At 68.0% G+C, this 14,161-nt stretch carries 13 protein-coding genes; 11 read left to right on the top strand and 2 right to left on the bottom strand.

Translation table 11 applies throughout. The features are described from left to right. The 9 genes from D571_RS0109885 to D571_RS0109845 all read left to right on the top strand — a co-directional run. A partial coding sequence (locus tag D571_RS0109885; protein WP_018936527.1) for a methyl-accepting chemotaxis protein occupies nucleotides 1-876 on the top strand: 876 nt, incomplete at its 5' end. Between the two features lie 22 nt (nucleotides 877-898). Beyond that, nucleotides 899-1,723 carry a protein-glutamate O-methyltransferase CheR gene (locus D571_RS0109880; protein WP_018936526.1) on the top strand — a complete coding sequence of 275 codons (825 nt, stop codon included), beginning with the start codon at nucleotides 899-901 and terminating at the stop codon, nucleotides 1,721-1,723. Continuing rightward, nucleotides 1,720-2,346, top strand: a complete 627-nt coding sequence (gene cheD / locus D571_RS0109875) for a chemoreceptor glutamine deamidase CheD (RefSeq protein WP_018936525.1) — start codon at nucleotides 1,720-1,722, stop codon at nucleotides 2,344-2,346. Before D571_RS0109880 ends, cheD begins: the two co-directional genes overlap by 4 nt. Beyond that, nucleotides 2,343-3,452 carry a chemotaxis response regulator protein-glutamate methylesterase gene (locus D571_RS0109870; protein ID WP_018936524.1) on the top strand — a complete coding sequence of 370 codons (1,110 nt, stop codon included), beginning with the start codon at nucleotides 2,343-2,345 and terminating at the stop codon, nucleotides 3,450-3,452. The genes cheD and D571_RS0109870 overlap by 4 nt, the downstream gene beginning before the upstream one ends. Beyond that, entirely contained in the window at nucleotides 3,449-4,648 is a 1,200-nt protein-coding gene (locus D571_RS0109865) for a methyl-accepting chemotaxis protein (RefSeq protein ID WP_018936523.1), read from the top strand. Before D571_RS0109870 ends, D571_RS0109865 begins: the two co-directional genes overlap by 4 nt. Nucleotides 4,649-4,673: 25 nt before the next feature. Further along, a complete protein-coding gene (locus tag D571_RS0109860; RefSeq protein WP_018936522.1) occupies nucleotides 4,674-4,979 on the top strand; it encodes an STAS domain-containing protein in 306 nt (101 codons plus the stop codon). A gap of 13 nt (nucleotides 4,980-4,992) precedes the next feature. After that, nucleotides 4,993-6,732, top strand: a complete 1,740-nt coding sequence (locus tag D571_RS0109855) for a fused response regulator/phosphatase (protein ID WP_018936521.1) — start codon at nucleotides 4,993-4,995, stop codon at nucleotides 6,730-6,732. Further along, entirely contained in the window at nucleotides 6,729-7,484 is a 756-nt protein-coding gene (locus D571_RS0109850; RefSeq protein WP_018936520.1) for an SDR family NAD(P)-dependent oxidoreductase, read from the top strand. Before D571_RS0109855 ends, D571_RS0109850 begins: the two co-directional genes overlap by 4 nt. A 182-nt stretch (nucleotides 7,485-7,666) precedes the next feature. Then, nucleotides 7,667-7,870, top strand: coding sequence for a cold-shock protein (locus tag D571_RS0109845; protein ID WP_018868787.1), 204 nt, complete (start codon nucleotides 7,667-7,669; stop codon nucleotides 7,868-7,870). A gap of 165 nt (nucleotides 7,871-8,035) precedes the next feature. Here the strand turns inward: D571_RS0109845 and glnA are convergent, their stop codons facing one another. Both glnA and D571_RS0109835 read right to left on the bottom strand, forming a co-directional pair. Further along, the gene (gene glnA / locus D571_RS0109840; protein WP_018936519.1) at nucleotides 8,036-9,445 is read right to left on the bottom strand and encodes a glutamate--ammonia ligase; all 1,410 of its coding nucleotides are present in this window, start codon (nucleotides 9,443-9,445) and stop codon (nucleotides 8,036-8,038) included. A 217-nt stretch (nucleotides 9,446-9,662) separates the two neighbouring features. After that, the gene (locus D571_RS0109835) at nucleotides 9,663-10,889 is read right to left on the bottom strand and encodes a cation diffusion facilitator family transporter (RefSeq protein WP_018936518.1); all 1,227 of its coding nucleotides are present in this window, start codon (nucleotides 10,887-10,889) and stop codon (nucleotides 9,663-9,665) included. Between the two features lie 140 nt (nucleotides 10,890-11,029). Between D571_RS0109835 and glyQ the strand changes: the two genes are divergently transcribed. Together glyQ and glyS are read left to right on the top strand one after the other, a co-directional pair. Continuing rightward, nucleotides 11,030-11,977: a glycine--tRNA ligase subunit alpha gene (gene glyQ, locus D571_RS0109830; protein ID WP_018936517.1), complete on the top strand. Its 948-nt coding sequence runs from the start codon at nucleotides 11,030-11,032 to the stop codon at nucleotides 11,975-11,977. A gap of 90 nt (nucleotides 11,978-12,067) precedes the next feature. Further along, a complete protein-coding gene (gene glyS, locus D571_RS0109825; protein ID WP_018936516.1) occupies nucleotides 12,068-14,149 on the top strand; it encodes a glycine--tRNA ligase subunit beta in 2,082 nt (693 codons plus the stop codon). Nucleotides 14,150-14,161 lie beyond the last annotated feature (12 nt).

The raw sequence follows: 14,161 nt of genomic DNA, 5'->3' as shown, positions 1-14,161 counted from the left end.
GCCAACAATGTCCGCTCGGCCTCCTCCGAGATCGCCCAGGGCAATACCGACCTCTCCCAGCGCACCGAGGAACAGGCCTCCTCGCTGGAGGAAACCGCCTCTTCCATGGAAGAGATGACCTCCACCGTGAAGTCCAACGCCGACAACTCCAAACAAGCCAACCAGCTCGCCATCGCCGCGCGCGACAAGGCCACCGAAGGCGGCGAAGTCGTCAGCAAGGCCGTCGGCGCCATGGGCGAGATCAACCAGTCCTCCAAGAAGATCGCCGACATCATCGGCGTCATCGACGAGATCGCCTTCCAGACCAACCTGCTCGCCCTCAACGCCGCGGTCGAGGCCGCCCGCGCCGGCGAACAGGGCCGCGGCTTCGCCGTCGTCGCCACCGAGGTCCGCAACCTCGCCCAGCGCAGCGCCCAGGCCGCCAAGGAGATCAAGTCCCTGATCTCCGACTCCGTCGAAAAGGTTCAGGAGGGCAGCAAGCTCGTCGACGAATCCGGACAGGCCCTCGAACAGATCGTCGAGTCGGTCAAGAAGGTCTCCGACATCATCGCCGAGATCGCCGCGGCCTCCGAGCAGCAGTCCACCGGACTCGACGAGATCAACAAGGCCGTCTCCCAGCTCGACGAAGTCACCCAGCAGAACGCCGCCCTGGTCGAGGAGGCCGCCTCCGCTTCCGAGTCCCTCGACGATCAGGCCCGCGAACTGCTCGAACTGATGGCCTTCTTCCAGCGCTCGCAGGGGGCCGCCGGCACGCCGCCGAAGGTTGCCCCCGAACGCAAGCCGCAACCGGCACCGGCGCGGGCCGAGGCCCGCAAGCCCGCACCCGCGCGCAAGCCGGCCGCGGCGACCAGCAATGAAGAATGGGAAGAGTTCTGAGACCTTGTGGAACCCTTGCTGAATGGCCCGCTACGAGAACCTGAGCGATCGCGACTTCCGGCGCGTCGCCCGCCTGATCGGCGAACGCACCGGGATCATGCTCAACGAGAGCAAGCGGGAACTGGTCTACAGCCGCCTGGCACGGCGGCTGCGGGCGCTGGGCCTGGATCGCTTCGAGCAGTATCTCGACCGGGTCGAGGGCGGGGACGAGGCCGAGCTCGAGGAGTTCGTCAATGCCCTCACCACCAACCTGACGGCGTTCTTTCGCGAGCCGCACCACTTCGAGATGCTGGCCGGGCCGGTCCTCGAGGAGATGCGCCGCGCCAACCCGGACGGGCCGCTGAAGATCTGGTCGGCCGGCTGTTCCACCGGCGAAGAGCCCTGGTCGATCGCGATGACCCTGGCCGACGCGACCGGTTCCACCGATGCGGCCCGCATCCTGGCCACCGACGTGGACTCGCGCGTGGTCGCCCACGCCGATGCCGGCATCTACGACGCCAGCCGCATCACCGGCATCGCCCGCGAACGCCAGCGGCGCTGGCTGCTGCGCGGCAAGGGGGCACAGCAGGACAAGGTGCGGATCCGCGACGAGCTGCAGGCCATGGTGCGTTTCGGCCAGCTCAACCTGTTCGATGAATGGCCGATCCGCGGGCCGCTGGACGCGATCTTCTGTCGCAACACGCTGATCTATTTCGATAAGCCGACCCAGAAGGAGCTGGTGGAACGGTTCGCGACCATCCTGCGCCCGGGCGGCTACCTGTTCATTGGCCACTCCGAGTCGCTGTACCGGGTGACCGACGCGTTCCGCCTGCTGGAACAGACGCTGTACCGGAGGGTTTCGCCATGAGCGCGCTGCCCGAGCTGCATGATGGCGCCTTCGCGCACATCAACCGCTACTGGGATCGCATGAATAATGCCCCGGCGGCCAAACTGCTGCCCGGGGAATGTTACGTTTCGGTGTCCTCCGCGGAACTGATCACCACGGTCCTGGGCTCCTGCGTGTCGGCCTGCGTATGGTCGCCGAAGGCGGGGGTGGGCGGCATGAACCATTTCATGCTCCCGGAGGGCGAACGCAACAGCGGCTGGGGCCCGGCCATTTCCAATGCCACGCGCTACGGCACCCACGCGATGGAGTTCCTGGTGAACGAGCTGCTCAAGCTGGGCGCCGAACGCGACGACCTGCGTATCAAGATGTTCGGGGGCGGGCGCGTAATGGCGGGCATGAGTGACGTCGGCGCGCGGAACATCGCGTTTCTGCGGCGTTACGCGCGCGAAGAAGGGTTCGAGATTCTGGCAGAGGACGTGGGCGGCCCGTGGCCGCGCAAGGTGGTGTTCTTTCCGGCCAGCGGCCGGGTACGACTGAAAAAGCTCGTGTCCCTGCACAACAACACCCTGCTCGAACGCGAGCAGGATTACCGCCGCCGCCTCGAAGGCGAGGACATGAGCGGTGACGTGGAGCTGTTCGAATGACGCAAAACCAGACCCGGCCGATCCGCGTGATCGTGGTCGATGACTCCGCGCTGATCCGCAAGCTGCTGGCGCGCATCCTCGACCAGGCACCGGACATCGAGGTGGTGGACACCGCGACCGACCCCTACGACGCGCGCGACAAGATCAAGCGGCACGACCCGGACGTGCTGACCCTCGACGTGGAGATGCCGAAGATGGACGGCATCACCTTCCTGCGCAATCTGATGCGCCTGCATCCGATGCCGGTGGTCATGGTGTCGTCGCTGACCGAAGCCGGCGCGGAGGTGACCCTGGAGGCGCTGGAACTGGGGGCCGTGGATTTCGTGACCAAGCCCGGCTCCGACGTGGCCCACGCGCTGGAGGCCTATGCCGACGACCTGATCCAGAAGATTCGCACCGCTTCGCGCATCCGCGTGCAGGCCCGCAGCGCGCCCGCGGCCCGGCCGTCGCCGGCAGCGTCCTCGGGTACCGCCAGCGGCACGCGGCGCTTTCGCACCACCGACCGGATCATCGCCCTGGGCGCGTCCACCGGCGGGACCGAGGCGCTCAAGGAGGTGCTGATGGGCCTGCCGCCGGATGCGCCGGGGATCGTGATCACCCAGCACATCCCGGCCGGCTTCAGCCAGGCCTTCGCCGAACGCATGGACCGCAGCACCGCGCTGCGGGTGAAGGAGGCCGAGGACGGCGATATCGTGATGCCCGGACACGTGTTCGTCGCACCCGGCACGGACTATCACCTGCGTCTGGACCGCGACGGCGCACGCTATGTCTGCCGGCTGGACGCCCAGGGGCCGGTGAACCGCCACCGGCCCAGCGTGGACGTACTGTTCGAATCCGCCGCGCAGTCCGCCGGCGCCAATACCGTGGCCGCGCTGCTGACCGGGATGGGGGACGACGGCGCCCGCGGGCTGCTGGCGCTGCGCGAGGCCGGCGCCCATACCATCGCCCAGGACGAGGCCACCAGTCTGGTCTGGGGGATGCCCGGCGAGGCCGTGCAGCGTGACGCCGCCGTGCAGGTCCTGCCCCTGGGGCGGATCGCTGGGGCCCTGCTGGAGGATCATCGCAACGCGGCCGCGGCCCGCGCGGACGAAGGAGGCACGCCATGAACCAGCCGATGCAGTACCTGACGCAGCCGGCCCTGCAGCGGGGCCTGGCGATCGCCCTGCTGGTGACCCTGCTGGCCGGTATCGCCGGTGCGGCGTTCGCGGGGGGAGGCATGGCAGCCGCCCTGCTGGTGGTGCCGCTGCTGCTGGCGGCGGTCCTCGTGACCGGGCTGTTCCTCGACCGGGACCGCCCGGATACGGACACCGAGGCGGAGAAGACCCCGGCCATGGCGGGGGGCGCGGAGCTGTCCGACGAGATCGATCAGGCGATGCGCTTCGAGCTGGATCAGATCGACCAGGAGATCACCCGGCAAAAGGGGCTGATCGAGAACGCGGTGAAGGAGCTGGGCGACAGCTTCAGCGACATGCACCAGATCGCCGAGCGCCAGCAGGAACTGATGAGCTCCGACCTCGCTCCCGGTAACAGCGAGGGGGAAGATGCCCGGACCCAGCCGGAGATGCTGCGTGATCTGACCCGACAGTCGGACGCGACCCTGCAGCTGTTCATCGACACCCTGGTGGAGATCAGCCGCCAGAGCGTGGAAAGCGCCCACCACATGGAAGACATGAACCAGCACATGAACGGGGTGTTCAAGCTGCTGGACAGCGCCGGCGAGATCGCCGACCAGACCAACCTGCTGGCCCTGAACGCCAGCATCGAGGCCGCCCGGGCCGGCGAGGCGGGGCGCGGCTTTGCGGTGGTGGCCGACGAGGTGCGCAACCTGTCGAAACGCTCGGCCACCTTCCACGAGGACATCCGCAAACAGATCGAACAGGCCCGCCAGGCCATCCGGCAGGTGCACGATACGGTGCACGCCATGGCCTCGCGCGACATGAGCGGGAGCATGGAAGAAAAGGAGCGGATCGGCTCGCTGTTCGACTATGCCCGCGAGGCCACCGAGGAAATGGAAAACCGGCTGCGCGAGGAGGCCGAGCTGACCGATCGCATGAATCGCGCGGTGGCCACCGCGGTACGCTCGCTGCAGTTCGAGGACATCGCACGCCAGTCACTGGGCACCGCAGAGGACGCCCTTGCCCATCTGCACGAACTTCAGGGCATCCTGCACGAGGCGCGTTCCACCGACGACGCCCGGGCCATGGCGGAGCGGGTCCGCGCCTGGCGGGAAGATCGCCAGAACCGCCATCATCGTGCCGTGCACCAGGAAAACCTGGACACCGGCGACGTGGAACTTTTCTGATCAGCCCCCGGGCAACGGAGAGCGCATGAGCATACAGACCAGGACATCCACCGACGGCAAGGAGCTGCGGATCACCATCGACGGACGCTTCGATTTCGAGATGCATCAGGAATTCCGCGGGGCCTACCGCGATACCCGAGGCGCGGGCATGCGCTACGTGGTCGACCTGTCCCGTACCGAATACATGGACAGCTCCGCGCTGGGCATGCTGTTGCTGTTGCGCGAGCATGCGGGCGGCGAATCCGCGAACGTGCACATCACCGGCGCCTCGGAAGGCGTGCGCAAGGTCCTCGACATCGCCAACTTCGGCCGCCTGTTCACCATCGACTGACGCGGAGCCTGCCATGACGCCGTCCACCGCCGCGGAACTCGCCTCCGGCGAGGGCCGGGTGCTGATCGTCGACGACGACAAGCACAACCGCCGCCTGCTGAAGATGATGCTGACCGGCGCCGGCTATGACACCGAGGAGGCCACCGACGGGGCGCAGGCGGTGGAACGGGTCCGCAGCGACCCGCCGGACCTCATCCTGATGGACGTGATGATGCCCGGGATGAACGGCTTCGAGGCCACGGCCGCGATCAAGCGCGAGTGCGGCGAACGCTTCATCCCGGTGATCTTCCTTACCGCGCTGGATGACGAGGATTCCCTGTTGCGCGGCATCGAGGCGGGCGGCGACGACTTCCTCAACAAGCCACTCAACCTTTCGGTGCTGCGCGCCAAGATCCATGCGATGGAGCGCCTGCGCGACCTGCACCACGGGCTGCGCGAACGCAACGAAGCCCTGGACCGTGCCCGGGCGCGGCAGGCGTGGGAGGAGGAAACCGCGGAGAGCGTGTTCTCGCGCGCCATCACCGGGCGCAACGTGGCCGATGAACGGCTGCGCGTGCACCAGTGGTCCGCGGCCACCTTCAGCGGCGACGTGGTGCTTTCGGACTTCACCCCGGACGGCGGCCTGCGCGTGCTGGTGGGGGACTTCACCGGTCATGGCCTGGCCGCGGCCATCGGCACCTATCCGGTCTCGGAGACCTTCCACACCCTGACTCGCGAGGGCGTGGGCGACACCGAGCTGGTCTTTGAACTCAACCAGGTGCTGCATGGCTTTCTGCCACCATCGATGTTCATGGGCGCGCTGCTGGTCACCTTCGAGCCCGACGGCCAGGCCGCCACGATCTGGAACGGGGGCCTGCCGGAGGCCCTGCTGTGCAGCAGCGATGGCAGCCTGCGCAGCCTGGCCTCGCAGGCGATGCCGCTGGGGATCCTGCCGCGCATGGAACTGGACAGCCTGCCGGTGCGCTATCCGGTCCGGGAGAACGACACCCTGCTGATCGTCACCGACGGGATCCTGGAAGCGGAGGACGCATCCGGCGAGGCCTTCGGTGAGGACCGGCTGCGCACGCAGCTCTGTTACGGGGACCCCGCGCCCGGCCCCGTCGACCGCCTGGCCGCGGCGCTTTCCGCGCATCTGGGAACGGGTGAACCGGCGGACGACATGACCGCGGTCGCGATCCGCTGCAGCCCCGAGGTCGTGCTGGAGGGCGGCCAGACGTCGCCACCGGATACGACCGGTACCCGGCGCTGGTCCCTGGAGGTGGCCGGGGCCGAACTGGCGCGCGTCGACCTGGCGGACGAGGCCCGCCAGCAGCTGCGGCACTGGTTCCCGCAACCCAACGAGCACATTCAGGCGATGCAGACGGTCATCGCCGAGCTCTGCAACAATGCGTTCGAACATGGCGTGCTGGGCCTGTCCTCGGAGATGAAGGCCACGGCCGAGGGTTTTGCCGAGTACTACCGTCTGCGCCAGCAGGGGCTGGAGGAGCTCGACGGGCGTATCGGGATCAGCCTGCGCTACCGGCGCACCGACAACTGGCACTGCGTGCGCATCCGCGTACGCGACAGCGGTGCCGGCTTCGACCACGAACGGGTGCGGAGGGCTCTCGAGGGCGAGAGCGACGAACGTCTGTGGGGCCGCGGGCTCACCCTGGTACACCGGCTTTGTCGGCACATGCGGCACCTCGGCAGCGGCAACGTGGTGGAGGCCGAGTACGCCTGGATGGAACAAACCCGAAAGGAGCAGCAGCCATGAGCGCGAACACCCCGCAATCCGCCCTGATCACCGGCAATTCCAGCGGCCTGGGGCTCGGGTTCACCGAGGTCCTGGCCACGGCCGGCGCCCGGGTCTACGGCATGAGCCGGCGCGGCTGCCCGGAGCCCCGGATCGCCGGCGACGAACGCGTGGACCTGGGCGAGTTCGACACCATCGCGCCGGCCATGGACCGGCTGCTGGAGGGCGTCACCCGGCTGGACCTGGTGATCCTGAACGCGGGCCTGCTCGGACACATCCAGCGGATGCCGGATGCCCCGATGGAAGAACTGCGCCTGCTGATGGACGTGAACACCTTTGCCAACAAGGTCATCCTCGATCGCCTGCTGGCGCGCGAAATCGAAGTCGGCCAGATCGTCGCCATTTCGTCGGGGGCGGCGGTGTTCGGCAACGCCGGCTGGAGCGGGTATTCGCTGTCCAAGGCCGCGCTGAACATGCTGATGCAGCTCTACTCGCACGAATTCCCGGGCGTACCGGTACACTCGCTCGCCCCCGGCCTGATCGACACCGCGATGCAGGACTACCTGTGCGAGGAGGCCGACAGCGAGACCTTTACCGCTCTGCAACGGATCAAGGCTGCGCGCGGTACGCGCACCATGCCGGATCCGCAGACCGCGGCGCAGGACGTGCTCGATATCCTGCCGCGCCTGCGCGAACAGCCATCCGGGAGCTTCGTGGATATCCGCGCCCTCAACGACCCGGAAGAATATGCACGCCTGACCGGGCGGCGCTGAAAAAAGAAAAATTGGAGCTACCCATTGGCTTTTGCCGCCACAGGAGCGTATAGTCGAAAACGTGATTCGCGGTTAGCAGCAACTCCAAGGAAGTTCCCAGTTTTCTGGACCAGTGCTCCCGTTGATCTGTTGGTAGCGTTCCGCAATCACGTTTCTTTAGTTACATGATGAGGTAAGTAGTTGTGAATACCGGTGTTGTTAAGTGGTTCAACGAGAGCAAGGGTTTCGGTTTCATCACCCCCGATGATGGCGGCAAGGACGTGTTCGTGCACTTCTCCGCGATCAACGGTTCGGGCTTCAAGACCCTGGCCGAGGGCCAGAAGGTTTCCTTCGAGATTCAGGAAACCGCCAAGGGTCTGGCCGCGGGTGACGTGACCGCGCTGTAAGACTGCCCGCACGGCGCGCCTTCGGGCGTGCGTCGGGAAGCAGAGGGCCGCCTTCGGGCGGCCCTTTTTTGTGCGCGCTCTCCGCGCAGGTTCGCCCGGGGCAGAACGAAAAAAGGCCCCGGCGCGAACGCCGGGGCCCGATGACGGCCGGAAAGCCCGCGGGGCTTACAGGCTGTAGTACATGTCGAACTCGACCGGATGGGTGGTCATGCGCATGCGCGTCACGTCTTCCATCTTCAGATCGATGTAGGCATCGATCATGTCGTCGGTGAACACCCCGCCCTGGGTCAGGAACGCGCGGTCGGCGTCCAGCGCCTCCAGGGCCTGATCCAGCGAATGGCAGACCTGCGGGATGCCCTTCTCTTCTTCCGGCGGCAGGTCGTAGAGGTTCTTGTCCATCGCTTCGCCCGGGTGGATCTTGTTCTGGATCCCGTCGATGCCGGCCATCAGCATCGCGGCGAACGCCAGATAGGGGTTCGCGGTGGAGTCGGGGAAGCGCAGCTCGATGCGGCGGGCCTTCGGGCTCATCACGAACGGGATGCGGATGGACGCCGAACGGTTGCGCGCGGAGTAGGCCAGCATGACCGGCGCCTCGAAGCCCGGCACCAGACGCTTGTAGCTGTTGGTGGACGGATTGGTGAAGGCGTTCAGGGCACGCGCGTGCTTGATGATGCCGCCGATGTAGTACAGCGCGGTCTCGGACAGGCCGCCGTACAGATCACCGGAGAACAGGTTCTTGCCGTCCTTCGACAGCGACTGGTGGACGTGCATGCCGGAGCCATTGTCGCCGACGATCGGCTTGGGCATGAAGGTCGCGGTCTTGCCCTGCATGTGGGCGACGTTCTGCACCACGTACTTGAGCGCCTGCACCTCATCGGCCTTCTGCGTCAGGGTCGCCGCACCCACGCCGATCTCGCACTGGCCGGCGGTCGCCACCTCGTGATGGTGGACCTCGGTGGTCAGCCCCATCTCGGTCATCACTTCGCACATGGTCGAACGGATGTCGTGCAGGCTGTCGACCGGCGGAACCGGGAAGTAGCCGCCCTTCACGCCCGGGCGATGACCGATGTTGCCATCGTCATAAACGCGTTCGGAGTTCCAGGAAGCCTCCTGGGAGTCCACGCGGCAGTAGGAACCGGAGAGGTCGGAGCCCCACTTCACGTCGTCGAACACGAAGAACTCGTTCTCCGGGCCGAACAGCGCGGTATCGGCGATGCCGCTGCTCTGCAGATAGGCCTCGGCGCGGCGCGCCAGCGAGCGCGGGCAGCGATCGTAGCCCTGCATGGTAGCGGGTTCCACGACATCACAGCGGATGTTCATGGTCATGTCCTCGAAGAACGGGTCGATCACCGCGGAGGAGGGATCCGGCATCAGGATCATGTCGGATTCGTTGATACCCTTCCAGCCCGAGATGGAGGACCCGTCGAACATCTTGCCTTCTTCGAAGGCGTCTTCGTCGAGGTCGTGGGCCGGCAGGGTCACATGCTGTTCCTTGCCCTTGGAATCGGTAAAACGAAGGTCAACGAAACGGACTTCCTGTTCCTTGATCTGCTTCAGCACTTCGGCTGCGGACATAGTGAGGACTCCTCTGGTCTTCAGTTTGAGACGATGGATGCCGGCGCGGTCATCACGACCGATCGGCGTCTGCATCAGGGTTATGCAGGCCGCGTGCCAAATCGCAACCCCCTGCCGCGGGGCGCGCTGAGGCCGCCCCTCGCTCGGAGAGACGGCACAACGCACCTCCGCAGTGCACTTCATGCACCATTATAGGGCTACATCGGAAAAGTCGCCCTCATTCGGTGCACGGGCGGTAGAGTACGGTCACCTGCCCCAGCACCGGCCCCAGTGCCGGGTGCTCGTGCAGCTGCCGGGTCAGCTGGTCCGCCCGCCGCTGCAGATCGGCCCCGCTCTGTTCCGGATCCAGCCGCAGGGTGAGCGTCGCATGCACACGCCCGCCCAGATAATGCAGGGAGAGGTGTTCCAGGGCCTCCAGCTCGGGGAAGCCGGCCCAGGCCTCGCGCAGACCGGCCACCAGATCGGGGCGCAGGGGCAGCCGCGAGCTGGCCACCTGCTCCTCGTCGTTCTCGGGGTCCACGTGCACCGTGATGTCGCTGACCTCGCCCGCATCCTCGGTCACCGCGCGATGCACGGCATCGGCGATGCGGTGCCCTTCGGAGACCGAGATCATCGGCGCGACCTGCACGTGCACGTCGGCCACCGCGTCATCACCGGAGCGGCGCGTGCGCAACATGTGGGCATCCTTCACCCCGGGCACGTCCAGGATGGTGCGATGGATGCGCGCGACCTGCTCCGGTTCCAGCGCGGTGTCGATCAGTTCGGCCACGCTGCGACGGATCAGGCGTCCGGCGATGTGCAGGATGAACAGGGCCACCAGCAGGGCCGCCAGCGCGTCCAGCCACGGCCAGCCGGCAACCGCGCCGGCCACCCCCAGCAGCACGATCACCGAAGAGATCGCATCGGTGCGGTGATGCCAGGCGTTCGCCTCCAGCATGCGCGAACCCAGCCGGCGCGCGACCCGGCGGGTGTACTGGTACAGGCCCTCCTTGGCGACCAGCGTCACCAGGGCGAAGGCGATCGCCAGTGGTGCCGGCCCCGCGGCATCGGGCCCCTCCAGCAGGCGCCCTCCGGCACCCCAGGCAATGGCCAGCCCCGCCAGCGCGAGGAACAGACCCACGACCACCGTCGCAAGCGTCTCGATGCGTCCGTGACCGTAGGGATGGTCCCGATCGGGGGAAGCGGCGGCCTGCCCGGCCGCGACCAGGACCACGGCATCGGTCACCAGATCGGAGACGGTGTGCACGCCATCGGCGATCAGGGCCTGGGAGTTGAGCAGCCAGCCGCTGAGCAGCTGGGTCACCGCCAGCCCGGAATTCACCGCGGCGCCGGTGAGGGTGACCCGGCGAGTGTCGCGGTAGCGCCGGTCGTCGGTGCCCGACTCGAGCGGATCGGGCGGCTCGGCGGACGCCCTGTCCGGCTGCTGCTGGTGATCCGCCGCCATCGTGCCCCCCGGGGATGCCTCGATTCGGGGCATTATGGACCGCGCAGCGACCTCCGGCCAGCGCAGCCGAACCGGGCGGTGGCCGCACCCGGGCGCGGGCCGATATACTGCCGCCACTGATCCGCTCCGGACCCCCAGCCATGGCGAACGCAAGCGACCGAACCGAGACCGCGAGTCCCACCTTCCAGGACCTGATCCGCCGACTGCAGGATTACTGGAACGACCACGGCTGCGTGGTGATGCAGCCCTACGACATGGAGATGGGTGCCGGGACCTTCCATCCGGCGACCTTCCTGCGCTCGATCGGGCCGGAACCGTGGCGCGCCGCCTACGTGCAGCCCAGCCGGCGCCCGACCGACGGCCGCTACGGCGACAACCCCAACCGCCTGCAGCACTACTACCAGTTCCAGGTGCTGCTGAAGCCCTCTCCGGCCGACATCCAGGATCTGTATCTCGGCTCGCTGGAGGCACTGGGCTTCGACACGCTGACCCACGACGTCCGTTTCGTCGAGGACAACTGGGAATCGCCGACGCTGGGCGCCTGGGGGCTGGGCTGGGAGGTCTGGCTGAACGGCATGGAGGTGACCCAGTTCACCTACTTCCAGCAGGTGGGCGGGATCGACTGCCACCCGGTCTCCGGCGAGATCACCTACGGGCTGGAGCGCCTGGCGATGTACCTGCAGGGCGTGGAGAGCGTCTACGACCTGGTCTGGACCGTCGGCCCGGACGGGCGCGCGGTCACCTACGGCGACGTCTACCACCAGAACGAGGTCGAGCAGTCGAAGTACAACTTCGAGCACGCCGACCGCGATGCCCTGTTCGCCGCCTTCGACCACCATGCGGCGGAGAGCGACCGCATGATCGAGCTGGGCCTGCCGCTGCCGGCCTACGAGCAGATGCTGCGCGCCTCGCACAGCTTCAACCTGCTGGACGCGCGCGGCGCGATCTCGGTCACCGAGCGCCAGCGCTACATCCTGCGAGTGCGCGAGCTCTCCAGGAACGTGGCGCAGAAATACTATGAATCGCGCGAGGCGCTGGGCTTTCCGCTGTGCGCCCCGGGCGACACCGGCAAGTCCGACGCCGCCTGACGCCACCCGATACCGGGGCATACCCCGAACCCGTGCCCGCCGCCGCCCCGAACGGGCGCGCGGGCCCACCGGAACCCGACTGGACCGAACATGGACGAAGCCCGCGAACTTCTGATCGAACTCGGCACCGAAGAACTGCCGCCCACCGCGCTGGCGCGCCTGCGCGACGCCCTCGCCGAGGGCCTGACCACCCGCCTGCGCGACGCCGGGCTGGAAACCGGCGAGCCCGAGGCCTTCGCCACACCCCGGCGCCTGGCCGTGCGCTTCCCCGCGGTACCCGGCCGTCAGCCCGACCAGCTGCAGGAACGCCGCGGCCCGGCCGTGGCCGCCGCCTTCGACGACCAGGGCCGGCCGACCCGTGCGGCGCAGGGCTTCGCCTCCTCCTGCGGGGTGGAGGTGGACCAGCTCGAGCGCGAGGACACCGGCAAGGGCGAATACCTGATCTTCCGCCGCATGCAGCCGGGGCAGGCCCTCGGAGAGCTGCTGCCGGAGATGCTGGCGGGGGCGCTGGAGCATCTGCCCACGCCCAAGCGCATGCGCTGGGGCGAGAGCACCACGGAATTCGTCCGCCCGGTGCACTGGCTGGTGGTGCTGCACGGACCCGACGTCCTGCCGATGACGGTGCTGGAACAGGGGGCCGGCCGCCACACGCGTGGCCACCGCTTCCACCACCCGGCCCCGCTGGAGCTCCCCAGCCCCGCGGACTACGCCGAAAGGCTGCGCGCCGAGGGCCGCGTGGATCCCTCGTTCGAGTCCCGTCGCGAACGCATCCTGGAGCAGGTCCACGCGACCGCCCGCGAGCTGGGCGGGCGCGCGCTGGTCGACCCGGACATGCTGGACGAGGTCACCGCGCTGGTGGAGTGGCCGGTGGCCCTGGGCGGCAGCTTCGACCGGCGTTTCCTCGAGGTCCCGCAGGAGGCGCTGATCTCCACCATGCAGGACAACCAGAAATACTTCCCGGTGGTGGACGAGGCCGGCCGCCTGCAACCGAATTTCATCGTCGTCAGCAACATCGAGTCACGTGATCCCGCGGCGGTGCGCGACGGCAACGAACGCGTGCTGCGCCCGCGCTTCGCGGATGCCGAATTCTTCTGGGAGCAGGACCGCAAGCACCGCCTGGAAGAACGCCTGGACGAACTCGGCTCGGTGGTGTTCGAGAAGCGTCTGGGCACCCTGCGCGACAAGTCGCAGCGCCTGGAGACGCTGATGCAGGGTCTGGCGGATCCCATGGGACTGGATGCCGGCCTGGCCGCCCGCGCCGCGCGGCTGTGCAAATGCGATCTGCTGACCCGCATGGTGTTCGAGTTCACCGAACTGCAGGGCACCATGGGGCGCTATTACGCGCTGCACGACCGCGAGGACGAGGCGGTCGCCGACGCGATCGAGCAGCACTACTGGCCGCGCCAGTCGGGCTCCGAGCTGCCGGACGGCCCGCTGGCACAGGCCCTGGCGCTGGCCGACCGCCTCGACACCCTGGTCGGGATCTTCGCCATCGGCAAGCAGCCCAGCGGCACCAAGGACCCGTTCGCCCTGCGCCGGGCCGCGCTGGGGCTGGTGCGCATCCTGGTCGAACGCGAACTCCCGCTGGCCCTGACCCCGCTGCTCGCCGCAGCCGCCGAGCCGATCCGCGAACGCGTGGCCGAGGCCGACCAGGCGGTCGAGCCGGTCCGCGAATACATCGTCGAGCGCCTGCGCGGCTACCTGCTAGAGCAGGGCCACGCCCACGAGACCATCGAGGCCGTGGGCGCGGTCGCCCCCGACCAGCCGCTGGATTTCGCCCGCCGGGTGCGCGCGGTGTCGCAGTTCCGTGAACGTCCCGAGGCCGAGGCCCTGGCCGCGGCCAACAAGCGCATCCACAACCTGCTGCGCAAAGCCGGCGACGAGGCCGCCGGCACGCTGGAGCCCGAGGCCCTGGTGGCCGACGAGGAACGCCAGCTGCATCAGGGTCTGCTGGCAGTGCGTCCGGCCGTGGATACGGCGGTGGCCGACGGCGACTACGTGCTGGCGCTGGGCGAACTCGCCGGGCTGCGCGAGCGCGTGGACCGCTTCTTCGACGGGGTGATGGTGATGGCCGAGGACCCGGCCGAACGGCGCAACCGCCTCGCCCTGCTGCGCGAGCTGCGCCAGGCCTTCGAGACCGTGGCCGACATCGGGCGGCTGGCCACCGGCTGAGGGCAGGCAAGC

The sequence above is a fragment of the Thioalkalivibrio sp. ALJ24 genome (assembly GCF_000377785.1).
GTDB lineage: Bacteria > Pseudomonadota > Gammaproteobacteria > Ectothiorhodospirales > Ectothiorhodospiraceae > Thioalkalivibrio.
Note: the sequence above shows the minus strand (reverse complement) of the source record. Positions and strands in the feature narration are given on the sequence as shown.